Below are 25,806 nucleotides of genomic sequence, written 5' to 3' on the forward strand. Positions count from 1 at the left end.
TGTGTTTTTCCTTACACCAAAAAATCATGTTAAAAGATGGCCTTATTTAAGAAGTACTAAAAAGAAGCATGTGCTTCATCTATCTGGCCATCCAATCTCCGCCTACCGTAATTATACTTCCGTTCATATTACCTGAAGCTTTACTTGCCAAAAATACTACCGGTACATTAGATAGAGTTTCAAAATTCGGTATCCATTTTAATAAGTTTATTTACTTTATTCTTTGTAAAACAACAAAATCGTATCTTTGCGACCCATAAGACGACAGTATCGTTTTTAAGATATCTTGTTGTGCTCAAAAAGCATGTAAATTGACTCCGAAGCACTTTTTTAAAGTATTTCTTAATTAAATATTCTTTTTGGGATTTTCGGTAACTAAAAAATTGAAGTGTGAAAATTGACAAGGCCCTTGAAGCTATTGAAGCATTAGGTGATAACCATATAGCCACCAGCGCTACTACTCCGCTTAGAGCAGATGCTTTTAAATTAACGGATAAAGAAAAAATAGCACTAATTAAAGAAGATGTTAAGCACATCTTAGAAACATTGGGATTAGATCTTACAGATGATAGCCTTAAAGGTACCCCGCAACGAGTGGCAAAAATGTTTGTTAACGAGATTTTTTCTGGCTTACATCCCGATCGCAAACCCAACGCCTCAACGTTCAAAAACAGCTATCAATATGGTGAAATGCTAGTAGAGAAAAATATTACGGTATACTCTACCTGCGAGCATCATCTGCTTCCTATAGTAGGTAGAGCGCACGTAGCGTATATTTCTAATGGTACCGTAGTTGGGTTATCAAAAATGAACCGTATTGTAGATTACTATGCCAAACGCCCTCAGGTACAAGAACGTATGACCATGCAAATTGTACAAGATTTACAAGCCGCACTAGGTACCAAGGATGTTGCTTGTGTTATTGATGCAAAACATTTATGCGTAAATTCTAGAGGAATTAGAGATATAGAAAGCAGTACCGTAACTAGTGAATTTGGTGGTAAGTTTAAAGAACAATCTATACGAAGAGAATTTCTGGACTATATTAATCTAGACACTACATTTTAATTTATTTTTAAAATCGAAACATAGACCCGTTCTAACTTTAAATTATGGCTGCAGCTTCATTGTACAAGACACAACTCTTAAAAATCTATAATTCCATTTCAGGACAAAAAGAAACGTTTACACCTATTACAGAAGGAAATATAGGGATGTATGTATGTGGGCCTACAGTCTACAGTAATGTTCATTTAGGAAACTGCCGTACTTTCATATCTTTTGATATGGTTTTTAGATACCTTAAACATCTGGGATATAAAGTACGATATGTAAGAAATATTACTGATGCCGGGCATTTAGAAAACGATGCAGATGAAGGTGAAGATAAAGTAGCAAAAAAAGCCCGTTTGGAACAATTAGAACCTATGGAAATTGTACAGCGTTATACCTTAGACTTTCATAACGTAATGTCAAAATTTAATGCGATTCCGCCAAGTATAGAACCAACAGCTACAGGTCATATTGTAGAGCAAGTAGAGATTATTAAAACCATTATAGAAAACGGTTTTGCCTATATTTCGAATGGCTCTGTATATTTTGATGTTCAAAAATTTAATAAAACTCATGAGTACGGAAAATTAAGTGGTCGTAACCTTGAGGATATGATCGCAAACACTCGAGAACTTACGGCACAAAGCGATAAAAAGAACCCTCAGGACTTTGCACTTTGGAAAAAAGCAGAACCCCAGCATATTATGCGATGGCCATCGCCGTGGAGTGACGGTTTTCCCGGGTGGCATTTAGAATGTACGGTTATGAGTACGAAATACTTAGGGGAACGGTTTGATATTCATGGCGGCGGAATGGATTTGAAATTCCCACACCATGAATGCGAAATTGCTCAGGGTGAAGCTGCCTGTGGTCAAACCCCGGTAAACTATTGGATGCATGCGAATATGTTGACGCTTAACGGAAAAAAGATGTCGAAATCTACTGGTAATACAATCTCGCCAGAAGAATTATTTACAGGAAACAATACAGTTCTTGGCAAACCCTTTGATCCAACCATTGTTCGCTTTTTTATGATGCAAGCTCATTACAGAAGTGTTTTAGATTTTTCGAATGATGCACTCGAAGCTTCTGAAAAAGGATTTTATAAGCTGATGGATGCCCTACAAACTTTAAGCACTATAGTTGCTGATCAAAAAACTGAAGGGTTTGATGTCGAAAAGTGGCGATCTGAATGTTATGACGCGATGAACGATGACTTTAACACACCTATAGTTATAGCCAAATTGTTTGATGCTGTTAAATTTATCAATACATTGAAAGAACAAAAAGCTTCAATTTCTAAAAATGACTTAGAGCAACTTCGCGTCACTATAAATGAGTTTGTTTTCGATGTTCTGGGATTAGTGAATAGTAACGAAGTAGCATCAGACACTATTGATAAACTCTCGGGAACTGTAGAATTATTGATCAAACTAAGAGCAGAAGCCAGAGCAAATAAAGATTTTGCTACTAGCGACAAAATTAGAGACGAATTACTAGAAATCGGTATTCAACTAAAGGATAGCCGCGAAGGAACTACTTTTTCTTTAAACTAATACATATTGACTGCTAAGCAACGTATACAACGAATAACAACATTTCCGTTTATTTTGTTGGTTAAATTATACCAAAATTTAATTTCACCATTAACTCCTGCCACGTGCAGATACCAGCCTACCTGTTCTCATTATACTATTGAAGCATTACGCATTCATGGGCTATACAAAGGAGGAATTCTGGCCATCAAACGAATTTTTAGCTGTCATCCTTGGGGCGGTAGTGGGTATGATCCTGTACCCAAAAAGGAAAAGACACCCGATAGCGCATAATACCAAAATTAGGTCTTACTATGAACTTAAGTTTAGGATGAATTGAGATTCCTTTAGTCGATTTGTGATATAAATACCTATATTTACCGCTGCAAAATAATTGTATACATGATATTTTCTAAAATTATTTGGAACCCTGTAGAAGGAATCGATCTCGGTTTTTTCGTTATTCGTTTTTATAGTTTAATGTTTGTTGTTGCCTTCTCTTTGGGGTGGTATTTGATGAAAAAAATCTATATACGAGAACAGATATCCCTCGAAAAGTTAGATTCTATTTTTATATATGCTGTAGTTGCTACATTATTGGGAGCGCGGTTGGGTCATGTATTCTTTTATGACTGGGAGTATTACAAAAACAATCTTTTAGAAATCATTCTACCTGTTAGGTTTAGTCCTAAATTAGAATTTATAGGATTCCAAGGGCTTGCTAGTCACGGTGCTGCTATTGGGGTGATCATAGCTATGTATTATTACTCTAAAAACATCATACACAAACACATCCTATGGATATTAGATAGAATAGTAATTCCTGTATCATTTGGAGCTATTTTTGTGAGGCTAGGAAATTTTTTCAATTCAGAAATTATTGGTAACGAATCTGGAGATTCTCCATTTGGTGTAAAATTTGTAAGAGACGGATTGCGCAAAGCCGAAGTTGTTAAAGAAACCGGTATCAATACTATAAATGAAGCTTATGCAGCAGTAGTAAATAATCCTAAATTTGCCAACTTACTAGAGGCTGTTCCTTATCGACATCCTGCACAACTCTATGAAGCATTCGGATATATTTTTGTAGCTATTATTCTTTGGTTCATCTATTGGAAAACTGATAAAAGAAAAAATCAGGGATTTTTATTCGGAACCTTTTTAGTGTTATTATGGACGGTACGTTTTATTGTTGAATTTGTGAAAAAGAGTCAGGGTGGATTTGAAGATTCACTTGGTGATATTCTTTCTACAGGTCAATGGCTTAGTATTCCTTTTATTATTGTTGGGATATACTTAATTCTAAGATCATTAAAACGAGTAGAAACCTCTCGGTAACATCTTATAGCTACTATTGAAAAAATAATAATAGTCGAACTCAGGCTGCTACCTATTCAATGATCCAAAAGGATTCAAATCATTTCTGCGTACTACTGCTCTAAAATGTGCGCTATCGATTTCAAAATTAACTGTAAAAATCAAGATACACTTACGATTTTTCATTTTTTAAGAAAAATCACTAACAATTATAAATATCGTAAGTATTCTATAACTACGTATTAACAGTTATTTCATTAAGTAATCAATACCTTCGTTTACGAATCTAAATATTAAAATTAACAACTATGAAATTACAGAAATCTATTATTACACTGTTAGTTTTATGTTTTACTTTGGGCACATACGCTCAAAAAGACATGAAAGAGAAAAAAGACTTAAAGGAAAGAGCTATGGAAGTTAAGCAACAAATGTTAGAGAAGGACCCTTCTTTATCGGCGCTGTTTAACTCTTCGACAGGTTATGTTATATTTCCTGCTGTTGGCGAAGCTGGTTTTATCATAGGTGGTGCCTCTGGTAACGGGGTTGTATATGAAAATAACATGTTTATTGGAACTGCGGATTTAAAGCAAATCGATGTAGGTCTACAAGCAGGCGGTAAAACCTATGGTGAAGTAATTTTCTTCAAAAATCAAGATGCACTGGATACGTTCAAAAATAATAAGTTTGAATTATCAGCAGAGCTATCGGCTACTTTAATTAACGAAGGAGCAGCTAAAAAGACTAAATTCAAAAATGACGTCTTGGTTTTCGTACTTCCTAAAAAAGGACTTATGGCTGATGCTTCTGTAGGCGCACAACGATTTACGTTCGAAAAAAACACAGATACCCGAGTAAGTGATTTTTAAACGAATTTCAAACGCATAAAAAAACCATCTTTTTAGATGGTTTTTTTAATTTTAAGACTTGTCTCGTCCTAAAATATCGATACACTAAATTTTAGTGTAATGAATAATTCAGCAAAGACGGGTTATGTGAAACGTACCCAAAAAGATTATTCGCTTTCTTTTAAGCTCCAAGTTGTAAAAGAAATCGAGTCAGGTCAATTAGAGAGGCTCCACGCCCATCTCAAATATGGTATCCAAGCCAGATCGACCATAACCCAATGGTTAAGAAAATATGGTACCTTTGACTGGGAAAACTTATCCGTAGTTACCGTGGCAAAAACACCTGAACAACGTATCGTAGAGCTTGAGGCAAAGATCAAATTGCTGGAAAAGCAGAAATCCAGAGCGGAGCATTTGGCCGAGCGCGCTGACAAGAAAGCTATTATTTTTGATATGATGGTAGATCTTGCCGAGCAGGAATATAATATCCAGATCAGAAAAAACTACGCGCCCGAGTTATCGAAAAGTTCAAAACAGAACACAAAGAAACCATAGTTTCCACCTGTAAGTTACTCGGGCTAGATAGACAGGTATATTATCGCAGTATCAGATCCAGGGCGCACAGGCAATTAATAGCACAACGAGTTGTAGTGTTGGTTCAAGGTATACGCAATGTAATGCCCAGGATTGGGACCAGAAAACTCTACCATATCTTAAAAAACGAACTTGCTGCCTTGAATGTTGGCAGGGACAAACTGTTTAAAATCCTTAAAGCAAACCATATGTTGATAAAACCCAAAAAATCATACCACATAACAACAGATTCACATCACCGGTTTAGAAAACACGAAAACAGGGTTCATAACTTGGAAGTTACCAGGCCGGAACAAGTTTGGGTCAGTGATATTACCTATACCGGAACACGGGATAACCCCTCGTATTTAGCTTTAATTACTGATGCCTATTCTAAGATGATAGTAGGATACAGTGTATCTGAATCCCTATCAGTAGAAGGTTCACTTAAAGCATTGCAAATGGCTATTGACAATAGAAAATATAAAAACCTTCCCCTAATACACCATTCAGATAGAGGGTTACAGTATTGTTCCAATGACTATCAAAACTTATTGGTCCAAAACAATATCCAGGCCAGTATGACTGAAAAATATGACCCTTATGAAAATGCAATAGCAGAAAGGGTCAATGGGGTTTTAAAGCAAGAATTCAATATAGATCAGAAAGTAAATGACTTCAATATCAAAACTAAATTAATTGAAAATGCAGTAAAACTCTACAACCATATCAGACCTCATCTATCCAACCATATGCTTACACCTAAACAAATGCATCAACAAAGAGAACTAAAACCAAAACAGTATAAAACAAAAATTCTCAGAGAAGCTAGCTTCTCTGAGAATTAAATAATAAATTTAATCTATCAATAATCTGTATCGATTATTTAGGACTGGTCAGACTTAGTCAACTAAAGACTAAAATACTTCGTTTGATTCTTTCAATTTTTCAGTGTTTTCTACCAATTGAAGTTCATCAATAATTTTTTGAATATCACCATCAATAATATTTCCCAGATCGTATAAGGTCAATCCGATTCTATGATCTGTAACTCTACCTTGCGGATAATTATAAGTTCTAATTTTAGCAGAACGATCGCCAGAGGATACCATACTCTTACGTTTCTCTGAGTCTGCGGCCTGTTTTTTGGCCAATTCTAATTCATATAACCGTGATCGCAATACTTTTAAAGCCTTTTCTAAATTTTTGTGTGACGATTTTTGGTCCTGACAACTTACAATCATTCCCGTAGGTTCGTGATGTAACTTTATCGCAGAATATGTAGTATTTACCGATTGACCTCCAGGACCCGTAGAGGTAGTCCTTTCAATACGTACTTCAGTCATATCTAATTCTACATCAAATTCTTCGGCTTCTGGCAGTACCATCACCGTAGCTGCACTAGTGTGTACCCTTCCTTGGGTTTCAGTCTGCGGCACTCTTTGCACACGATGTACTCCGGCCTCAAATTTCATAGTCCCATAAGCATCTTCACCATTTACCTCAAAGATAATTTCTTTATATCCCCCGCTGGTTCCTTCATTAAGATCAACTACACTTGTGCTCCAACCCTTTCCTTCACAATATTTAGTATACATTCTAAATAAATCCCCAGCAAATATGCTCGCTTCATCTCCACCAGTACCTGCGCGAATTTCTACCACACAATTCTTTGCATCTTCGGGATCTTTCGGCACGAGCATAAAGCGTATTTTTTCTTCAAGATCGGGCAGCTCTTCTTTGGCTTCTTCAAGTTGCATCTTTGCCATCTCTACCATTTCGGCATCGCTACCATCGGTTATAATATCTTCTGCCTCTTTTACATTATCGGTAAGTTCTATATAACGATCTCTTTCATCCATGATGGCTTTGAGATCTTTATATTCTTTATTAAGTTTTATATATTTCTTTTGATCAGCAATGATATCTGGCTGGATAATTAAATCACTTACCTCGTCAAACCGCTGCTTTACAATATTCAATTTATCAATCATAGTTCTCGTCCTAATCTGTAGAATTAACAAAAATAAGCTTTTTTTGCACAAAAGCCCATAGGATACCGAAACTCGGATACCAATTCTTTTCTAAATGTAAGCATCAATACAGATTGACTTAATACTACTGTACACATAGCTAAATCAATAAAAATAGGCTGTCCTAGCGTAGAACAGCCTATTTAAACTAACAGTAACTACTTTTATCTCACTAGATTTAGATAAAAATATACTTTATATTCTACATTATTATCTACTACAATTACATATCCAAACGGATTAAATCTAACATCAGAAAAATTACTGACACGACCTGTAAGAATTGAAGTCGGATACGTAAAATAACTGGTGATTTCTTGATTTGCTCCCGGAATTACCACTTTACTAATCGTGTAGGACTCTATATTTTCGTTAAAATTTAATCGTATTTGACCGGGAAATGTATCTCTCATATCATAATAAAGAGAGGCACCATCTACTTCGAGTGTAGGATGTTCACTAGGTGGCAGTTCAATCACTACGGGTATGTTGGTATCTATCCTTCCGAAGTTCTCGATATTACTTTGATAACTTATATAATAAGTGCCTGGTTTTTTCGCTCTACCACCAAAATCAATTTTAATCTCGCCATTTACGTAATTTGAAGAAGACAGCGTAACAGAATAGAAATCGCTACCCGATGCTTGTCTTAGAATAAAGGAAGCGCTGTTTCTAGGTAATCCAGGATAATACAAATTTTCTCCTTGCAGAGTTATTGTACTAGAGTTAGAATATATATTAGATTCAGCAATCCCTGTGATTACAGGACGTTTTGCTCTTACGATATTTATCGTATTCCCCTCATTATTTACAAAATTGTAAAATGTTTTAACTCCATCGATTTCTATGACAAACTCATGACCTGTACCTTCAATACCATTGTCAACAGACATATCTGGTAATTGAAAACCTAAATAATTAAAATCTTCATTAACCAATGTATTCGCAACGGCATACTCTTTTCCATCTTTTTTCAAATAGTAACTATACTCTGTTGCTCTAGACTCATTGATATACATATCGACGTAAAAGCTTCCCTCTGGAATGAATAACTCTTCGATTGCATCCTGACCATTAGCTCTTACACTTAAAAAATTAACAGTGCCTTTATCCAAAGTAAAACTTTCTGTACTATCAAAATTGTCATGTTCAATATACATCTCTAATTGATACCTATCATTCAAATAGTCGTTTGGCATTTGAACTGTCACCTCTTTTTTATCAATATCAATTGAATTTACTAGAAGGGAATAGGTACGTTGTTCATTCTTCAATGCAACTTTTAAACTATCGCTATAAGGATTAAGCGCATTAACTTCAAAAGTCACCAAAGAACCCGTATCTGCATTTTTGAATGCATTTGAAACGTTATTAGATAATTGTAATTTATCCAGGTATCTCTCAACCATGATTAAATAATCCTGATTTGAACCATCTTCGGCAGTCACCTCATAAACAATAGGTTTTGTAAAATCTAAGGTCAATCCTGATTCTGGCTTTACTTTTGAATTTTCGTCAATAATTACAAACGCTTCCAAATTACTTAAAGGACTAGCATAGGGCACTGAATATACAATAGTATCTTGATCTTCTTGCACCATATCGATTAAATCGTAAGATGCCTGACCAGGGGCGAGGTTATCAAAATAAAAGCTATATATTTTGGTATCAGAACCTTCTTTGGTAATTACTGCGCTATACTCTTTAATACTACCATCTTCAGCAGTAACCTCAAAAATTAGCGTCGAATTAAAATTAATAGCAGAACCTGAGGGTGGAAATACAGTTGCTTTATCTGAAACTTCAATCTGCGGTGTCAAATCAGTAATATCAATATCAGACTTAAATTTATAGACTATAGAATCATTACGCAGTTGTGCACTATATTCTTCTCCTTCAATTAAAAATGTAAAGGATAAAATTTCTTTTTCATCGCTTTTGTTAGTTTGATTGTTTGAATCGTTGGACACTACATCATCCTCACTAGAACAGGACATTACAAATCCTAGTACAAAAAGAAGCACTATAAAATTTCTCATTATTTTGGGTTTAAAATTTTGGCGAAGGTAATTAAAAATCAATTTAATTTATGGTATAACCGTAAATTAATTATGTAATAATGATAAATTAACAAAATGCACTACAAAATGCACTTAATACGTAAAACTCCCGAATTCACTTTTGATGGTAAGCTGCTTTTTTTCTGAAGCTTCTACCCTACCTACTATTTGAGCATCTACGTTAAAGCTTTTTGAAATAGCAATAATATCATCGGCAATGTGTTCAGAAACATATAATTCCATTCGATGCCCCATATTAAATACCTGATACATCTCTTTCCAATCTGTACCCGAGTTTTTCTGTATGAGTTTGAAGAGGGGGGGTACATCAAATAAATTATCTTTTATGATGTGCAAATGCTCTATAAAGTGTAAGATTTTAGTTTGGGCACCTCCGCTGCAATGCACCATCCCATGGATGGTAGAATTATCAAAATTTGACAAAATTTTATTGATTATAGGTGCGTATGTTCGGGTGGGTGATAACACTAACTTACCTGCATCCAAAGGAACTTCATTTATCCTATCCGTCAAATTGGTAGCCCCAGAATATACCAAGTCTTCAGGGATTGACGGATCAAAACTTTCTGGGTACTTTTCTGCTAATAGTTTATGGAATACATCGTGACGTGCCGAGGTTAATCCGTTACTTCCCATACCTCCGTTGTATTCTTTTTCGTAACTGGCTTGACCAAAGGATGCTAATCCTATAATTACATCGTTAGCTCGAATATTGGCATTATCGATTACATCCTTTCGTTTCATACGCGCAGTAACGGTAGAATCAACAATAATGGTACGTACCAGATCGCCAACATCTGCAGTTTCTCCCCCGGTAGCATAAATTTGAACCCCAAAAGCATTGAGTTCTTCAATCAGTTCTTCAGTACCATTAATAATTGCCGAAATCACCTCTCCCGGTATCAGGTTTTTATTTCTTCCTATGGTAGAAGACAACATAATATTATTTGTTGCCCCCACACATAAGAGATCGTCTATATTCATGATCAATGCATCTTGGGCTATGCCCTTCCAAACCGAAATATCTCCAGTCTCTTTCCAATACATATATGCCAAAGAAGATTTTGTTCCTGCACCATCAGCATGCATAATAAGGCAGTGCTCGTCACTTTGTGTAAGGTAATCTGGAACTATTTTACAAAACGCTTTAGGAAAAAGTCCTTTGTCTATATTCTTGATTGCACTATGTACATCTTCTTTGGATGCAGAAACGCCTCTTTGTGCATATCGTTTACTTACTTCTTGGCTCATTATTGCATATGAATTAAAGGGTAAAGATAATTGAAATTCAGAATTTAAAATTCAGAATTCAAAATTATTGTTACTCCCAGTCGGGCATCATGGCATTTTGCACTACTAATTGTCTATCCAACATATCTGAAAGCTGAATGGTTTGAATACGTTTTGTTGAAATGCCATCATTAGAAGTGTTTACATAGATAATGCTTGCTTCGTTTGGAGCATAACGTGCATCCAGATCGTTGGTTCCTGCAGGTTTATTTATCGAAACATCAGTAGTTGGATCACCATTAAAGTTATGTATAAATATATGAGAATCAAGCCTGCGGTATGTAGCATTCTCTGATCCTGAAATATCCCGTGTATATAAAAGTTGTGAACCATTAATAGATAAGTCGATCCCACCAGCAGCACCCGGTAGACCAGATATGACCGTATTTTGCAAAACCCCTGAAGTATTGATCGTAAATATTTCAACATTATACCCATCTAAATCGTTTGTTTTTAATGCAATAAGACCCGTACTCTCGTTTTTATCGACTTCTGTGATAAGATTTCCGTTTGAGGTTTGATACACTAATTGCAACCCGCTTCCGGTAGTGTTTATGGTATACAATTTATCCTGATTAGGAAATAATAATTTGGAGCCATTAGCATCCCACGAAAAATCTATTTCTTCCAAATTGAATCCAGACACCCCGACCTGAGAAGTAACCTGTTTTACTTCAGAACCGTCTGCATTCATAGTGAATAGATGTGTTTGCGAGCCTACAGATTGTAAGAATGCAATTTGACCGGTAGAAGGATTTCTTCTAGGTCTAAAACTATTTTTTGAAGATGCTGTAAGAGCTATGGGTGACTCACCGTTCTCATCTGCCGAATAAATAACGCTATTTCCTGCTTCCAATCGTGTAAAAATTACTCGATTATTGGGTAAATTAGTTGTTGTAAATGCGAAGACTGAACTATTTACAGCAGTATTAATAGCATCATTTGAAGATACTTGCCAGAAATATTTCGTTCCATATAAAAGTCCGGAAACAGTAAATGCGGTATCTGTAATAGCATCGTAAACCTCGACAGTATCATTATCTTCGTTTCTTAAACTTACGGTATAGGTAAGCGTGTCCTCATCAGGATCGTTTCCGCTCCACACCAGTTGAACTTCTACAGGAAGATCTTGAGCATTATCATTTGGTGTAAAAAGTACTGGGGTATCTGGCGGTCGATTACCTGCTGTTTCGACATCCATTTCAAAAACCACTTCCAATTCAACATCGGGAATGATTGTGATTCCTTCGAAAACTGCCAACAAACCTTCTTTTTGAGCGGCTAATGAGTAATCACCTGACGGAATGTTTTCTAAAACATAAAAACCTTCTGCATTGGTAAAAACTGTACTTGAACCCGGGTTAGTCGAAATTTTTACATTTTCTAAAGGCTCATTTGTCCCGACTTTTACAACTCTACCCTGTACAGATCCCAGACCTTCTACATCAATAGTATCTTCGCTGCAAGAAACTACACCTAGTACCATCATAATACGTACTACAGTATTTATACATCTTATCATTACTTTGTCTATAATATTGTTGCTTTTCTAGTATTCTTAATCTATTTGATAACGAACTACTTTGATCATTCTTGGCTATAGCTGTTCTTTTTTTCGCTCTTTTCTAACATTTCGGTTTCGCTCTCTTAATGTCTTTAGGCTTTGATCTTCCTGTTTCTTTTTCTTTCTGGCCTTTTTGTGCATTTTGATAGGGTTTCCAAAATACCAATTCACGCCAAATGAAAAATTAAGATATTGGTCATCTCTTTTCCCTTGGGCAATAGCATCCAACTGATCTCCAAGAACAAGGTGATGTGTAGCATTGAGAGATACTCCTATAGTATTTGAAATCAAATATTCAATACCTCCACCGTATTGAAACTTAAAAAATGTGCTACCAAAATCATCGGTATTAACATTACCCATACCGCCGTAGAAAAAAGGTGATAATTTTTCGAAAGGCAAAAGAGTAACTTCTGCATTAAGATCAAAAGCATTAAACCCTTCAGAAAAAGCATTCTGATTAGAAAGCTCAAACTTATGTATTGCAGCATTAACATTAAGATAAGGATTGAGATAATGTCGTACTCCCGCAGTTGCGGCATAGGTTACATCAGGATTGTTATAATCTCCGTTAATTAAAGCGATTCCTCCTTTTAAGAACATTGATGTTTTACCTCTTCTTTCTTTAAAATATCGTTCGTAAAGCGCAGTGTTTTGAGCCTCATATTTTTCAGCATTATACGCTTCGATTATTTGACTTGTAGTTTGGCTATCGGTATTGGGTGTCCATAATTTATCTTCTATTCCTTCTATAATTAAAGACTCTACTGCTTTTTCAATAGCTTCTGAAACTGCCATTTGTGTAGGCTCATTCTTAGTAAATCCTGTTTCTGCTTCTAACAATCTTCTAAATGTGACATATCGAAAAAAGCTCGCGTCCAAAGCTTGTGAAAGTATCGTCTTAGAAACGTAAACGGTTTTGAGAATTTTTCCACTAGATGTGGATACAGCTCTTAAATATACCGTGATTCTATCTTGTCGGTATTGGGTCGATGCTCCAATTCCAAAATATCGTGCTCCCAAACCTCCTGTGATCGTATTAGTATCGTACGAAACAATACCACCTTCGAGAATAATTCCTGCATACAATAAAGGGGGAAGTTGGGGTTCATTAGAAGTATTATTTTTTCTATACTCTTTTCGGGTAGAACGTATAATGTTACGTTCATTAAGAAGATTACTTAAATTTTCTCGCTCTATAGGCACAAACCATTTGGAGTCTTCTAGAGCCTTGATTAGTATCGTAGTAGCTCCTTGGGTCACTGCCGTACTAAAGGTGCTACCAGCCTCGGTAGGCTTATATTGCCCGGTTTGATCTCGAAATTTATACACCCCTACAACTACAGGTTCTACAGGTTTTGGAAAATCTTTAAGTGTTTTGGTCACTTTTGAATCTTCTCCCATTCTTGCATTTTCGACAACAACGGGCTGATTAAAATAGGCGCCACATCCCGAACATAAAAGTACGCAAAACACTACTGCGATTACTTTGTAAAATTTATAATGCATTGATATCAATTAGGAATTATTACTTGGGATTGATCTCCTGTGTTTGTATCAAGAATATTGATAACCAAGCCCTCTCCCGATGGAAAAATTTCTATAAATAACGTACCAAAGTTGAAGGTGCCTTCAGTTAAACCATCTTGTCCAAACTGTTCATTAAATAAAGATCTCGAGATTTGATTTAATAGTTGGTTATTCAAATTATCTGTAAATCGTTCTAGATCTGATTGATTATTTCTACCATTATTGTTGACATCTGTAAAAGTATTTTGTGCCTCGGCAGAACTCAATAACCATTGATAATTAAATGTATCACCTCCAAATGCCGGGTTTACCGGTCTGTATACCAGGTCTTGAGAGAACGATAAAGCGATTGCCGTAAAAATAAAAAGTAGTGTTAATACTATTGTTTTCATATCAGATATACTTAATATTGAAAAATATCGTCTTTCTGTTTTTCTAAATCTTTGAAATACTTAAATACTTTTCTGATTGCAATTTTCGACATTTGTTCTAAATATTCCAAATCTGGTTTACCAATAAATTGATGAATGACAACATCTTCTATTTTCACCTGAAGAATTGTAGTACGCCCAAAACTCAATGTCTCATATACACCTACTATTTTATTACCATTGATCTGATTTAAGGAGTAAGAATTATAAAAAAACTCGTAAAAATCTCTCCCGGGCTTTGTTTTGGTATCTTCTACTACAATACCTTTTAATTCTATACCGTCGTTAGACAACTCGTCGTCTTTTTCATTCGAAGGCTTTTTTGTTTGTTCGTTAAAGGCTAAACGATCTTTTGCTATAATTTTATTATCTTCAAAGACTAATAAAAGTACAATAATTTTGTCGGGAGTTTCACTACTTATCGTGCCCCGAGCTAACTCTTTGGTTTCATTTGTTTCTAATGTAAATCTTGCTTCCTGGATGTTTTTGGTGCTATTGTTTTGACGGTCTGTTCTGAAAACAGTTAGCGTGTACCGCAAACTTTTATAGACTTTGGTAGTGTTTGTAGCTGTAGCTACAGCCGTAATCATTTCGTCAACAGTTTCTGTCTTTATTTTTGCAGTAACTTCTGTGTTGGTGAGTTGCGCTGTGGCATTTTGAGAAACCAATATTAGTAGTAGTAAAAATGTTGGTTTCATCATATTCATATCAAAATTTCAAAGGTCTCATGACCAGCCTTTATGGCAAAACGAGTTATCGATAAATACCTGTGTATTAAAAACTTCTAACGATAATGGTTTGTGCATCTCCTGCCATTCTAAACTTCAAGCTTTTAGTAAGTTCATTGGTGCCAAAACGTTCGAAAATCAAATTATTCCCTTCCTGAATCAACTCTAAACTAGTAGACATGCCAGGATTAATAGAAACATCAAATACCCTATTATTGTTACCAGTTTGCGAAATTAATTTTTCAATTTCCAAAGCTGATTCTTCTAATTCAATATTATTTTCATTTCCTTCTTGGTTAATACGAATCGTTGAGGATTCGGCATCTATAGTCGATACTACAGAATTATTAACACCTATTTGCTGAATGAAAATTGCATTATTTATTCCAACCTCTATCGCAGCTAAATTGGGACTGTTTTGAGAAGCTATATTAGTAATTTGTGATAAAGTGATAAACCTTTCTTGATCTGTAATCAAAACATCGACTTCTTTATTACTTTCTTGAGCAAAGCAATGCGTAGTGTAACAAACTAAAATTACGAAAATTATTTTGTACATATTGATCAATGTTTTTTTCAAAATTAAAATTAAGAATGAGGCTATCTAAAAAGTAAACCTTATTGTCATTAGGATCTGCTTTGAGCTGAAAAGAACTCTATTTTTCAGAAAGCTGAGTTTAAAAGATTTCTTTGCTTCTCATGGAATGACAGTTTTTCAGATAGCCTCATCTGAAGATATAAAATTTTATGCTAATTGCTATATCTTACTGAAATCCATTTTGTGTTACTGTAGCAGAATTGGCGTTTCCTGTCTGGATGATAGTACTTGCATTAAGCTCTCCAACCTGAGATACAGTAGTTGCATTACCAATACCTGTTTGCGTATCTTGTGCAACATTTCCTGCACCAAACTGGAAGATATCGCTTACATTAGTCTCTCCTAATTGGCTAGATATGGCAACGTTATCATCTCCGAATTGAAATTGGTCTACCAGGTTACTTTCTCCTTCTTGAACAGAAGTTCCTGTATTTCCTGCCCCAAACTGAAGCTGCTCTGCAACATTTTCTCCCCCGGTGGTTAATAAATTTTGTACAGCAGAAACTGTATTGCTTATCCCTGTTTGCGTTTGTGTAATTGTATTGTTATCCTCCTCATGTCTTGCAAGTGCAGTATTGCCTTCACCGTTTTGAGTTTGTGCTATTGTACCTCCTCTAGAAGTGAAGAAAAGACCGCCCTGAATTGCTTCTGCATTATTTCCCATTCCGATTTGAGATTGAGTTGCACTATTATCTGCTCCAGACTGTGTTACAGCACCACTATTCTCGTCACCTTCTTGTGTTTGTTCAGAAGTATTTGTACTTCCATTTTGAGCTGCGGTTACCGTGTTTCCATTTCCTAATTGTACCTGAGTTACAGAATTATCGCCCCCAAATGATAATAGGTTTTGGATGGCACTTGCGCTATTTGCATCTCCAGATTGCCCCTGGATGATCGTATTATTATCTTCTTCATGGTTTGCGAATGCATTATTTTCATCACCTACCTGTACTTGTTGTACTTGTCCTCCTCTAGAATCAAAAATACTACTCCCTTGTAAAGAATTAGCTGTGTTTCCTCCTCCTTGTTGATCTTGCACTACGCCATTGTTAGTTCCCCATTGCTCTGCAGCACCAAAATTAGCATCACCTACCTGTGTTTGCGATGATTGATTTAATTCGCCAACTTGTGCAATCGTAGAAGTATTAAATACACCTTCTTGGTTACTTGCGCTAAAGTTAGCATCTCCTTGCTGACTGGCTGATGCTGAATTTTCATCACCTACCTGAATCTGAAAGGCTCTGTTTGACGTTCCTTCTTGACCAATAATAGTGGTATTACCGTTACCTTCCTGAAGTTGGTCAGCAACATTCATCCCTCCTAAAAATTCTAAGTTTTGAGTTGCAGTAGCCGTATTTCCATCCCCGATCTGTACTTGGAAAATGCCATTTACATCTTCTTCATGCTGCGCAGTTGCACTATTTTTATTTCCAGTCTGTGTTTGTTCTATAACACCATTTCTAGAAGCAAATAAAGCGCTTCCCTGGGTGGCAGAAGCTGTGTTACCCATCCCCTCTTGTAACAATAGTGATGAATTCGTATCACCTGTTTGATTTACACTAGCTGTGTTAGCGTCTCCTGTTTGAGTAACATCACTAGAGTTTGATTGTGCAACCATCACTGACGCACTTAATAAAGTTGCTAGACTAAGAATTACTGTTTTCATACATAATATAATTAAAATGATTAATACGATTACAAATTAAAAATCTGTATACCATAACTACATACAGATAAGCAAGGCTAATCTATATTATATCTGATAAGTAAAATTTTGTTTGGGGGGTGCTAGGGGTTATCAAAAACTACTTTTTGATTTTGGCAAATTTATGAAAATATTAAGGCTGTTTTTACGAATTCTTTAACTATTCGACGAAATACATAATAAAAAAATCTTAAAATATGAATTTATATGATTTTTAAAAGGTTTATGAAGTTTAAAAAAGAGGGGATAACATTCTGAAATATCGTTCGGGTAAGTAAATTCTTACCCAAACGACATTATATATACATTTTCACAAAAAAAGTATTATATACAGTTTTTTATCAATGAACTGGTTTACTACTTTATCATTCATTATCGGGTAAACAAAAGCTCTCGATATTTGGTTAATGGCCATAATTCATCATCTACCAAAAGTTCAAGCTTATCACAACTGTATCTTATCTCGTCGAACATGGGTTTTACTTTATTGCAATATTCTGATGCTTTTTTATTCACGTCTGTTAACTTATTTGTCTTTCTTCGTTGATCTGTCATCTCATTGACTTTTGCATTAATTTTTCCTATGTGACCAGATATTTCTTCAATTATTTCAAGTTGCTCTTTTGCATAATTCTTAAAATCTTTGTCATACAGTTCTTTTAAACCAGACACATTATTAATAAGCATATTTTGATAGCGTATTGCTGTAGGTATCACATGATTGCGAGCGATATCACCAAGAACTCTACTTTCTATCTGAATTCTCATAGCATACTCTTCTATTTCAATTTCATACCTGGCTTTGGCCTCAACCTCATTCATCACCTTCATTTCTTCAAACAATTTGATATTTTTAGCAGATACTTTTGCTTTTAAAGCTTCGGGAGTCGTTTTATTATTGCTTAGTCCTCTCTTTTTAGCTTCTTTCTCCCAATCTTCACTATAGCCATTACCTTCAAAAAGAATGGTTTTGGACTGCTTGATATACTCCCGTAAAATATTAAAGATGGCTTCATCCTTTTTAAGCCCTTTAGCCTCTATCAATTTATCTACTTCTTTCTTGAAATCAACAAGTTGTTTTGCAACTATTGTATTCAAAATAGTCATAGGATTGGCACAATTGGCTTTTGAACCTACGGCTCTAAATTCAAACTTATTTCCTGTAAAGGCAAAAGGAGAAGTTCTGTTTCTATCGGTGTTATCTAATAAGATCTCGGGTATTTTACCTACTACATTGAGTTTAAGATCTGTTTTTTCTTTAGGAGACAATTTACCATCGGTAACTCCCTCTAATTCTTTTAAAACTGCTGTTAATTGATCTCCGATAAAGACAGACATAATCGCCGGAGGGGCTTCGTTAGCACCCAAGCGATGATCATTACTTGCCGAAGCGATACCCGCTCTCATTAATTCTTCATTTTCGTTAATAGCTTTAATCGTATTGATAAAAAACGTTAAGAATTGAAGATTGCTCATGGGTGTCTTGCCTGGACCCAGCAAATTGATCCCTGTATTTGTACTTAACGACCAATTATTATGTTTTCCTGATCCATTTACACCTGCAAACGGTTTTTCATGAAGTAAAACCCTAAGATGATGTCTCGACGCAACCTTGCCCATTACATCCATTAAAAGCGAATTATGATCTACGGCAAGATTGGTTTCCTCAAAAATTGGTGCCAATTCAAATTGATTGGGGGCTACTTCGTTATGTCTGGTTTTTACAGGAATGCCCAACTTTGTACATTCGATTTCCAGATCCATCATAAAATTTAAGGCTCGTGTTGGAATACTACCAAAATAATGATCATCTAATTGTTGTCCTTTTGCAGAGGAGTGCCCCAGCAATGTTCTACCTGTCATTACAATATCAGGTCTCGACGCTGCTAGTGCCTCATCAATCAAAAAGTATTCTTGTTCCCATCCTAAAGACGCATTTACTTTTTTTACATTTTTATCAAAGTATTTGGCTACTGCTGTGGCTGCATGATCAACTGCTTGTAACGCTCTAAGCAAAGGGGTTTTATAATCTAATGCTTCTCCGGTGTAGGCGACAAATACCGTTGGAATACATAAGGTTGTACCAAATATAAAGGCCGGTGATGTAGGATCCCAAGCCGTATACCCCCTGGCTTCAAACGTATTTCTAATACCGCCATGAGGGAAAGAAGATGCATCTGGTTCTTGTTGCACTAATTGTCCACCTCCAAATTTTTCAATGGCTTCTCCATTCCCTACCGTTTCAAAAAATGCATCATGCTTTTCTGCAGTTGCCCCTGTAAGTGGCTGAAACCAATGTGTATAGTGCGTAACACCCTTGGATAATGCCCAATCTTTCATAGCCGAAGCTATTTGATCGGCTACTTTGCGATCTATTTTTGTGCCTTTTTCAACAGCAGCTGTTACACTGTTATATGCATCCTTGGTTAAAGATTGGAGCATTGTTCTCTGGTTAAAAACGTTTTCACCAAATAAGGCAGAACGACGTTCTATTTCATTGACTATTACTGTACTGCGGTTTAGTGTTTCTTTGAGTGCCTGAAATCTGAGTGTTGACATGATTTGTTAGTTTTATTACAAAGATAAAATAACTTTCTATTGTGAATACGTAAAAAATAATCTTTTGAAATTAGTAATAATTAAAAATACCCCCTCAAAAATTAGGGTGTTCACAAAAGTAGAATCAAATTTTACCGAATTAACCCTTATTTTTTTGCATATCTATCAATATGAATTAGTTTTGTAGCTTTTAAGAGTTCAATTTATAAAGTATTAATTATGAGTAAAGCTAAATTAGAATACATTTGGTTAGATGGTTACAAACCAACTGCTAATCTAAGAAGTAAAACCAAAATTGAAGAAGATTTTAGCGGAAAGCTTGAAGATTGTCCGACCTGGTCTTTTGATGGCAGTTCTACAAAACAAGCCGAAGGTGGATCTTCAGACTGTTTATTAAAACCCGTTGCTATTTATCCGGATCCCACAAGAAGAAATGGATATTTGGTAATGACCGAAGTTTTAAATGCAGACGGAACGCCGCATGAATCTAATGCAAGAGCCACGATAGATGATAATGATAACGATTTTTGGTTCGGTTTTGAGCAAGAGTACTTTATTATGGACAAAAAAACGCAATTACCACTTGGATTTCCTGTAGGTGGTTATCCCGGACCACAAGGGATGTACTATTGTTCTGTAGGAGGAAGAAATACGCATGGAAGACTTTTTGTTGAAGAACATGCAGATCTTTGTATCGATGCCGGACTTAATTTTGAAGGTATTAATCAAGAAGTTGCTAGTGGGCAATGGGAATTTCAATTGTTTGCAAAAGGTGCAAAAAAAGCAGGAGATGAAATATGGATTGCACGTTATTTATTAGACCGTCTTACAGAAAAATACGGATATTATATTGATTATCATCCTAAGCCTATTAAAGGGGATTGGAATGGATCTGGTATGCACGCTAATTTTTCTAATTCTGTTTTAAGAACCTGTGGTTCTAAAGAAGTATATGAAACTATTTGTGAAGCCTTTAGACCTGTAACCAAAGAGCATATAGCCGTATATGGTGAATTTAATGATGAAAGATTAACTGGCGAACATGAAACTCAATCTATCGATGAATTTTCATACGGAGTTTCAGATAGAGGTGCTTCAATCAGAATTCCTATCATTACTGTAGAAAACGGTTGGAAAGGATGGTTAGAAGATCGTCGTCCTGCTTCTAATGGAGACCCGTATAAGATTGCTGCAAGGATTGTAAAAACAGTCAAAACTGCAGATGTTGAAGCAATGTTAGCATAAAATTAGTATACCGTTAAACGCAAAAAGCGGCTGTTTAAAAAGTTATCATTTCGAGAGATGATGGATTACTTTTAGACAGCCGCTTTTATATTTTGAAAATATACCTATTTTATATTTTAAAACAGAGCGTGTGCTATTTTATAAAAACCAGGGCTACGAAAACACAATAGGCTATAAAAATGAGTAATCCTTTGGGTCGATTTAGAATCATCTTTTTAGGAATAAAGGCCAAAGGAAGTAAGATCATAGCAAAGCCAAGCATCCAGAAAATGTTAACACTGATTAAAATCTCATCTTTTACCGCGATTGGCTGTATTATAGAGGTGATACCTAAAACCGATGCAATATTAAAAATATTAGACCCTATAAGATTTCCCAGAGAAATTGCTTTTTCTTTTTTTAATGCAGCAATTACAGACGCAGCCAATTCGGGAACACTTGTTCCTACCGCAATGAGCGTAACCGCTATGACACCCTCACTAACACCTAGTTTTAAAGCAATAGTTTCTGCTCCACTTACTAAGAGTTCTGACCCAAAATAAAGTGCAACACCACCTATGAGCAACCATATAATAATTTTAAAGTTTGACGTTTTTTGTAGAGAATCGTCTACCTCTTCAGTGGTTGTATCTGAGAATTTTCTGGCTCTTTTCAGCAGTAAAAAAAGATATATAATTAATGAAGATAATAAAATAAGCCCTTCTAATTGAGTTAGAACGCCGTCGTTATCCAGCATAACATACAGGGCAAATGACAACAATACCATTACCGGCCAATTAAATTTATAGAAATCCTTATCTATAGCTAGAGGACCTATTATTGCTGTAATTCCCAGCACTAATCCAATATTGGCTATATTCGAGCCAATCACGTTACCCAAAGAGATGTCTGACAGCCCATTCAACGCTGCTTGTATACTTACTAATAGTTCGGGGGCAGAAGTAGCAAAAGAAACCACTGTTAAACCGATAACCATTTTTGAAAGTTTCAGTTTAAAAGATAAAGCTACCGAGGACCGAACCAAAAACTCTCCCCCAACTACAAGAAGAACCAGTCCGACAAATACATAAAGTAAACTTAGAAGCATTGCATGTATGTTTGCCTGCGAAGATAAAACAAGATTCTAATTCGTACTAGAAATTTAAATGCGATTTTTAACACAAAAAGAATAAACTACCCCAACGAATAGCTATAAAAATTGTTCGTGATTACTTTCTATTTCGAGCCAATACCAGAATGAACATAAAATTCACTTGTATAAAATGAGTTTTTTTATTTTTGCATAATGCAGCAGTATTTTTTTTCTCTCATAGCTAAGATTAACAAAGCAGTGCTACCTAGTTTTACCAAAAGACGTTTAGATCTTAGTAAAGCTTCAAAACTTCAATTGTTAATTTTTGGCTGGAGGTTGTACGTAACAAAAAGAGCTTTAGACTAAAAAATATATAGTACACTATTGAAAATATAGCTTTTTTGCAACATCAATTATTCTTAATCGTAATTATATTGAAGTTTTACTATTAAATGAGCTATATACACAAACTTATGTAGTATGAAAAAATGGATTTTTTTGGGAATAGGCATACTAGGTACGCTTTCCCTTACAGGGCATACAAAAGAATCGTACAACGAAAAGGTAATTCGTTATTTGCAGTCTGATGAAATCACGGCCATAATTAACAAAAATACCACCGAGAAAGAATTAGAAGATTTAAAAACTTTTTTTGCAGAAAATGGAATTGATTTACTCATCAAAAACGTAGCATACAATAGCAATAATGAATTAACGAGTCTAAGCATCATTCTTAAAAAAGGAAATTCTAAAAGCCAGTATTCTTCTTCGTCCAACAGCCCTATCAATGAAATTGAGTTAGGTTACAAAAACAATAATTTATACATCACTAACTCTGGAATGTTTGATATTGCTGCCTGGAAAAATCAATCTGGTTTTAAATATCCGAAGATGAATATCGATAGCTTGATGAAACAACATAACTTTGCTTTCAATTTTGATTTTAATCAGGATGTTGACTCGTTGCACTTCAGCGGTCATATGGATATTCAAAAACTAAAGGATCAAATTATGAATTCTTTTTCTTTTGAGGAAGATGAAGATGGTAATTTTATTTTTAATGGTCAGCCCCTTACTCCATTTCAAAACAACAAAATGCAAAAATTTAATTTTGTTGACAATCCTGATATTGAAAAGTTGATTATCATTGATGGTGAAGAGGCTAATTTTGAAACTCTTAATCAATTATCAAAAACGAATCAACTGGATGAAGTTGATTTTCTTAAACCCGAAACGGCTATAAGTATCTACGGAAATAAAGCCAAGGATGGTGCTATTATAGCGACTACTAAAAAATAGCGGTGTTCATTAAATCCGGATCATGCAGTATAAAATACTAGTACTGTAATACGGCGGCTACCGGTACATGTAAATGATCTCTGCCTTTTAGAGCATTGAGTTCGATAATAAAATTACATTGTATCACTACTCCACCTAATTCTTCTACCAAACTACAAACCGTGCTTGCTGTACCACCTGTAGCCAGAACGTCGTCATGAACAAGTATGTGCTCTCCCTTTGAGATAGCATCGGCATGAATTTCTAGAGTATCGCTACCGTATTCGAGATCGTACTCTTTTGATATTATTGTATGGGGAAGCTTTCCTTTTTTGCGTACCGGTATAAATCCAGCTTGTAAGCGTTCAGCAAGCATGGCACCCATTATAAATCCTCTAGACTCTACACCTATCACTTTATCAATTGAAGTATTTACAGGCACAAGGTCTGCTAATTGATTTGCACAGGCGACCAAAGCATTATAATTTAAAAGCAAAGGCGTGATATCCTTAAACTGAATCCCAGGTTTAGGAAAGTCGCTAATATCTCGTATAAAATTTTCTATTTTCATTGATCTAATGTACTAAACGCTTTATGCATTATAAAATCTATTACGGGTTAAAAATTCAAAAAATATTTAGAAAACCTAATTTTGGTATGCTTTGTAATGAAGAGCTATTGTTACAAAACTTAGGCTTCAAACCTATCTGCAATAGCTGTTTTCATTTAGAGATTTTGTATTCTTTCTAATAGTTATACCACTTCCACTTTAAAATTACTCAGTAAAGAAAATGCATATTTAATAATTTGATTATTGAATATCCGTAATGAAGAATAAAATATAACCGTCAACCTGAATACTGAAACGAGTTCAGCACAGGCTTGTTTCAGGTTCTCATTATAAAACGTTGTTTATAAGCATGATGAGATTCCGAAATAAATTCGGAATGACGCTAAAAAATGTCTTTATTACATAAAACGGATATTCAAATTTGATTTAAAAACATCTGTGCGTTTTTATTTATTTAAAGTAGAACTGGTATTAACCGATTTTAGGATATAGTTTTCAAAAATAATCCTTGCTTGTTCTCCTTCAATATATTCATTTCCATACCCACTCCCTGTAAGTATAAAAACTAAATCCAACTTAGGGAGCACAATAATTTTATTTCCTCCGTTCCCAGAGGCTTCAAACCCGGGTATCTTTCTTTCTTTATAAGTGTACTCTTTAACCCACCAAAAATAGCCATAAGCCGCAGATTCGTTTGGGACTTCTATTTGAGTCGATGTACTTTCTTCAATCCATTTTTCTGGAATTATTTGCTCTCCCTCCCATTTTCCTTTATTTTTGTAAAGTAACCCAAACTTAGCCATATCACGGGGTTTAAGATAATTTCCGCCACCGGCGAATTCGTTATGTGGTGGCTTGGGCACAATAAACCATTCATTTTCATAAACTCCTATTTTGTTAAACAGTACAGTATCAGCATATTCTTTTAGTGATTTTCCAGATGCTTTTCTAATAATTTCACCTAACAAATTGGCACCCCCAGAGCAATACGCAAATCTTTTACCATTTTTGCTTACCATGGGTAGATTCAATGTAAGCGCAAAATCATCTTTCGCAGTTACAAAATGCTTTGTGTTTCCGGGAGAATCTTCGTCCCAATCATCGCAAGCTAAACCAGAGGTCATGGTAAGAAAATGATATATTGTTATATTTTTCTTTTCTGTATTGAGATCTCGTATTCTATAGGAATCAGTAAAGTAATCCATCACAGTTGTTTCGAGACTAGGAATAAGACCCTGTTGTATTGCAATACCTACTAATGCAGAAGTGATACTTTTACCTACAGAAGCCGTATTATGCATACTATCTTTTGTATAACCATTGAAATATTCTTCTAAGACAATTTTTTCATCTTTAATTAAAAGAATAGCATCAATAGCATGAAATGAAGAATCTTTAACTTTTTTAATGAGCTTGTTAAGAAGTTCTGTATCTAAATGTAGATTTTTTGGTGATTCAACTTGCCATTTAAATTCCTTTTTATAGGGATCACAACTCACTAGAAGAAAATAAAGCATCAATAAAGAAAATGCATATCTAATAATTTGATTTGAAAACATCTGTGCGTTTTTATTTGTTTTGAATTATGGTAGTAAGCTCACTATGGTTTTGAACAAAAATGTGGATATAGTCAAAACTTTCAGCGTCCAGTTCTTTCTTTCGGATAGTATCTTTCGGAAAGTCACTGAACAAACTCATATAATGCTTGGGTTCATTCACGACCAAAATTACATGACCTTCTTTAATTCCCAACTTTTTGGCTAAAGGTGTTTTTGAGTATCCAGCAGTTTCCATA

At 35.1% G+C, this 25,806-nt stretch carries 24 protein-coding genes; 10 read left to right on the top strand and 14 right to left on the bottom strand.

The features are described from left to right. Positions 1–390: 390 nt before the first annotated feature. From folE to J8281_RS01460, 7 genes are all read left to right on the top strand, one after another. A complete protein-coding gene (gene folE / locus J8281_RS01430) occupies positions 391–1,068 on the top strand; it encodes a GTP cyclohydrolase I FolE (protein WP_210195803.1) in 678 nt (225 codons plus the stop codon). A 44-nt stretch (positions 1,069–1,112) separates the two neighbouring features. Beyond that, positions 1,113–2,609, top strand: coding sequence for a cysteine--tRNA ligase (cysS, locus tag J8281_RS01435; RefSeq protein WP_210195804.1), 1,497 nt, complete (start codon positions 1,113–1,115; stop codon positions 2,607–2,609). Between the two features lie 6 nt (positions 2,610–2,615). Continuing rightward, complete coding sequence (yidD, locus tag J8281_RS01440) at positions 2,616–2,882, top strand: membrane protein insertion efficiency factor YidD (protein WP_246848933.1); 267 nt, start codon at positions 2,616–2,618, stop codon at positions 2,880–2,882. Positions 2,883–2,990: 108 nt separating this feature from the next. Then, on the top strand, positions 2,991–3,926 hold the full coding sequence (gene lgt / locus J8281_RS01445) for a prolipoprotein diacylglyceryl transferase (protein WP_210195805.1): 936 nt from the start codon (positions 2,991–2,993) through the stop codon (positions 3,924–3,926). 287 nt (positions 3,927–4,213) lie between these two features. Further along, positions 4,214–4,774, top strand: a complete 561-nt coding sequence (locus J8281_RS01450; protein WP_210195806.1) for a YSC84-related protein — start codon at positions 4,214–4,216, stop codon at positions 4,772–4,774. Positions 4,775–4,873: 99 nt separating this feature from the next. Further along, a complete protein-coding gene (locus J8281_RS01455; RefSeq protein WP_210195807.1) occupies positions 4,874–5,308 on the top strand; it encodes a hypothetical protein in 435 nt (144 codons plus the stop codon). Beyond that, positions 5,305–6,174, top strand: a complete 870-nt coding sequence (locus J8281_RS01460) for an IS3 family transposase (RefSeq protein ID WP_371812573.1) — start codon at positions 5,305–5,307, stop codon at positions 6,172–6,174. Before J8281_RS01455 ends, J8281_RS01460 begins: the two co-directional genes overlap by 4 nt. Before the next feature lie 69 nt (positions 6,175–6,243). Here the strand turns inward: J8281_RS01460 and prfA are convergent, their stop codons facing one another. The 10 genes from prfA to J8281_RS01510 form a co-directional block, all read right to left on the bottom strand. Beyond that, positions 6,244–7,320, bottom strand: a complete 1,077-nt coding sequence (gene prfA, locus J8281_RS01465) for a peptide chain release factor 1 (RefSeq protein WP_210195808.1) — start codon at positions 7,318–7,320, stop codon at positions 6,244–6,246. Positions 7,321–7,523: 203 nt separating this feature from the next. Further along, entirely contained in the window at positions 7,524–9,398 is a 1,875-nt protein-coding gene (locus J8281_RS01470) for a hypothetical protein (protein ID WP_210195809.1), read from the bottom strand. A 114-nt stretch (positions 9,399–9,512) separates the two neighbouring features. Then, a complete protein-coding gene (locus J8281_RS01475) occupies positions 9,513–10,691 on the bottom strand; it encodes an AIR synthase related protein (protein ID WP_210195810.1) in 1,179 nt (392 codons plus the stop codon). A 70-nt stretch (positions 10,692–10,761) separates the two neighbouring features. After that, a complete protein-coding gene (locus J8281_RS01480) occupies positions 10,762–12,219 on the bottom strand; it encodes a carboxypeptidase-like regulatory domain-containing protein (protein WP_210195811.1) in 1,458 nt (485 codons plus the stop codon). 108 nt (positions 12,220–12,327) lie between these two features. Then, positions 12,328–13,803: a CsgG/HfaB family protein gene (locus J8281_RS01485; protein WP_210195812.1), complete on the bottom strand. Its 1,476-nt coding sequence runs from the start codon at positions 13,801–13,803 to the stop codon at positions 12,328–12,330. Positions 13,804–13,808: 5 nt separating this feature from the next. Continuing rightward, positions 13,809–14,216 (bottom strand): curli production assembly/transport component CsgF, encoded by a 408-nt coding sequence (locus J8281_RS01490; RefSeq protein WP_210195813.1) that lies wholly within the window; start codon positions 14,214–14,216, stop codon positions 13,809–13,811. A gap of 11 nt (positions 14,217–14,227) precedes the next feature. After that, positions 14,228–14,956: a CsgE family curli-type amyloid fiber assembly protein gene (locus J8281_RS01495; RefSeq protein WP_210195814.1), complete on the bottom strand. Its 729-nt coding sequence runs from the start codon at positions 14,954–14,956 to the stop codon at positions 14,228–14,230. A gap of 73 nt (positions 14,957–15,029) precedes the next feature. Beyond that, on the bottom strand, positions 15,030–15,542 hold the full coding sequence (locus J8281_RS01500; RefSeq protein WP_210195815.1) for a hypothetical protein: 513 nt from the start codon (positions 15,540–15,542) through the stop codon (positions 15,030–15,032). A gap of 205 nt (positions 15,543–15,747) precedes the next feature. Then, complete coding sequence (locus J8281_RS01505) at positions 15,748–17,247, bottom strand: hypothetical protein (RefSeq protein WP_210195816.1); 1,500 nt, start codon at positions 17,245–17,247, stop codon at positions 15,748–15,750. Between the two features lie 411 nt (positions 17,248–17,658). Beyond that, positions 17,659–19,845 carry a glutamine synthetase III gene (locus tag J8281_RS01510; protein WP_210195817.1) on the bottom strand — a complete coding sequence of 729 codons (2,187 nt, stop codon included), beginning with the start codon at positions 19,843–19,845 and terminating at the stop codon, positions 17,659–17,661. 219 nt (positions 19,846–20,064) lie between these two features. Here J8281_RS01510 and J8281_RS01515 point away from each other — a divergent pair, with 219 nt between their 5' ends. Further along, positions 20,065–21,090, top strand: a complete 1,026-nt coding sequence (locus J8281_RS01515; RefSeq protein ID WP_210195818.1) for a glutamine synthetase beta-grasp domain-containing protein — start codon at positions 20,065–20,067, stop codon at positions 21,088–21,090. Positions 21,091–21,223: 133 nt separating this feature from the next. On the opposite strand, the gene J8281_RS01520 is transcribed toward J8281_RS01515, so the two are convergent. Further along, positions 21,224–22,177: a calcium/sodium antiporter gene (locus J8281_RS01520; RefSeq protein WP_210195819.1), complete on the bottom strand. Its 954-nt coding sequence runs from the start codon at positions 22,175–22,177 to the stop codon at positions 21,224–21,226. A gap of 198 nt (positions 22,178–22,375) precedes the next feature. On the opposite strand from J8281_RS01520, the gene J8281_RS19600 reads away from it, so the two are divergent. Both J8281_RS19600 and J8281_RS01525 read left to right on the top strand, forming a co-directional pair. Next, on the top strand, positions 22,376–22,528 hold the full coding sequence (locus J8281_RS19600; RefSeq protein WP_246848934.1) for an SsrA-binding protein: 153 nt from the start codon (positions 22,376–22,378) through the stop codon (positions 22,526–22,528). Between the two features lie 114 nt (positions 22,529–22,642). Beyond that, positions 22,643–23,461, top strand: a complete 819-nt coding sequence (locus J8281_RS01525; protein ID WP_210195820.1) for a hypothetical protein — start codon at positions 22,643–22,645, stop codon at positions 23,459–23,461. Positions 23,462–23,498: 37 nt separating this feature from the next. Here J8281_RS01525 and J8281_RS01530 read toward each other — a convergent pair whose 3' ends face one another. The 3 genes from J8281_RS01530 to J8281_RS01540 all read right to left on the bottom strand — a co-directional run bounded on the left by J8281_RS01530 (position 23,499) and on the right by J8281_RS01540 (position 25,805). Continuing rightward, positions 23,499–24,011, bottom strand: coding sequence for an adenine phosphoribosyltransferase (locus J8281_RS01530; protein ID WP_210195821.1), 513 nt, complete (start codon positions 24,009–24,011; stop codon positions 23,499–23,501). Positions 24,012–24,457: 446 nt separating this feature from the next. Next, entirely contained in the window at positions 24,458–25,570 is a 1,113-nt protein-coding gene (locus tag J8281_RS01535; RefSeq protein ID WP_210195822.1) for a serine hydrolase, read from the bottom strand. Between the two features lie 10 nt (positions 25,571–25,580). Further along, positions 25,581–25,805 carry a hypothetical protein gene (locus J8281_RS01540; protein ID WP_210195823.1) on the bottom strand — a complete coding sequence of 75 codons (225 nt, stop codon included), beginning with the start codon at positions 25,803–25,805 and terminating at the stop codon, positions 25,581–25,583. Between the last annotated feature and the right edge of the window lies 1 nt (position 25,806).

The organism is Aquimarina sp. U1-2 (assembly GCF_017897595.1).
Lineage (GTDB): Bacteria > Bacteroidota > Bacteroidia > Flavobacteriales > Flavobacteriaceae > Aquimarina.

Excerpts from the sequence above, each read along its gene's own strand:
- cysS (WP_210195804.1), top strand. The coding sequence starts at position 1,113 with ATGGCTGCAGCTTCATTGTACAAGACACAACTCTTAAAAATCTATAAT.
- lgt (WP_210195805.1), top strand. The coding sequence starts at position 2,991 with ATGATATTTTCTAAAATTATTTGGAACCCTGTAGAAGGAATCGATCTC.
- J8281_RS01450 (WP_210195806.1), top strand. The coding sequence starts at position 4,214 with ATGAAATTACAGAAATCTATTATTACACTGTTAGTTTTATGTTTTACT.
- J8281_RS01455 (WP_210195807.1), top strand. The coding sequence starts at position 4,874 with ATGAATAATTCAGCAAAGACGGGTTATGTGAAACGTACCCAAAAAGAT.
- prfA (WP_210195808.1), bottom strand. The coding sequence starts at position 7,320 with ATGATTGATAAATTGAATATTGTAAAGCAGCGGTTTGACGAGGTAAGT.
- J8281_RS01470 (WP_210195809.1), bottom strand. The coding sequence starts at position 9,398 with ATGAGAAATTTTATAGTGCTTCTTTTTGTACTAGGATTTGTAATGTCC.
- J8281_RS01475 (WP_210195810.1), bottom strand. The coding sequence starts at position 10,691 with ATGAGCCAAGAAGTAAGTAAACGATATGCACAAAGAGGCGTTTCTGCA.
- J8281_RS01480 (WP_210195811.1), bottom strand. The coding sequence starts at position 12,219 with ATGATGGTACTAGGTGTAGTTTCTTGCAGCGAAGATACTATTGATGTA.
- J8281_RS01485 (WP_210195812.1), bottom strand. The coding sequence starts at position 13,803 with ATGCATTATAAATTTTACAAAGTAATCGCAGTAGTGTTTTGCGTACTT.
- J8281_RS01490 (WP_210195813.1), bottom strand. The coding sequence starts at position 14,216 with ATGAAAACAATAGTATTAACACTACTTTTTATTTTTACGGCAATCGCT.
- J8281_RS01495 (WP_210195814.1), bottom strand. The coding sequence starts at position 14,956 with ATGATGAAACCAACATTTTTACTACTACTAATATTGGTTTCTCAAAAT.
- J8281_RS01500 (WP_210195815.1), bottom strand. The coding sequence starts at position 15,542 with ATGTACAAAATAATTTTCGTAATTTTAGTTTGTTACACTACGCATTGC.
- J8281_RS01505 (WP_210195816.1), bottom strand. The coding sequence starts at position 17,247 with ATGAAAACAGTAATTCTTAGTCTAGCAACTTTATTAAGTGCGTCAGTG.
- J8281_RS01510 (WP_210195817.1), bottom strand. The coding sequence starts at position 19,845 with ATGTCAACACTCAGATTTCAGGCACTCAAAGAAACACTAAACCGCAGT.
- J8281_RS01515 (WP_210195818.1), top strand. The coding sequence starts at position 20,065 with ATGAGTAAAGCTAAATTAGAATACATTTGGTTAGATGGTTACAAACCA.
- J8281_RS01520 (WP_210195819.1), bottom strand. The coding sequence starts at position 22,177 with ATGCTTCTAAGTTTACTTTATGTATTTGTCGGACTGGTTCTTCTTGTA.
- J8281_RS19600 (WP_246848934.1), top strand. The coding sequence starts at position 22,376 with ATGCAGCAGTATTTTTTTTCTCTCATAGCTAAGATTAACAAAGCAGTG.
- J8281_RS01525 (WP_210195820.1), top strand. The coding sequence starts at position 22,643 with ATGAAAAAATGGATTTTTTTGGGAATAGGCATACTAGGTACGCTTTCC.
- J8281_RS01530 (WP_210195821.1), bottom strand. The coding sequence starts at position 24,011 with ATGAAAATAGAAAATTTTATACGAGATATTAGCGACTTTCCTAAACCT.
- J8281_RS01535 (WP_210195822.1), bottom strand. The coding sequence starts at position 25,570 with ATGTTTTCAAATCAAATTATTAGATATGCATTTTCTTTATTGATGCTT.
- J8281_RS01540 (WP_210195823.1), bottom strand. The coding sequence starts at position 25,805 with ATGGAAACTGCTGGATACTCAAAAACACCTTTAGCCAAAAAGTTGGGA.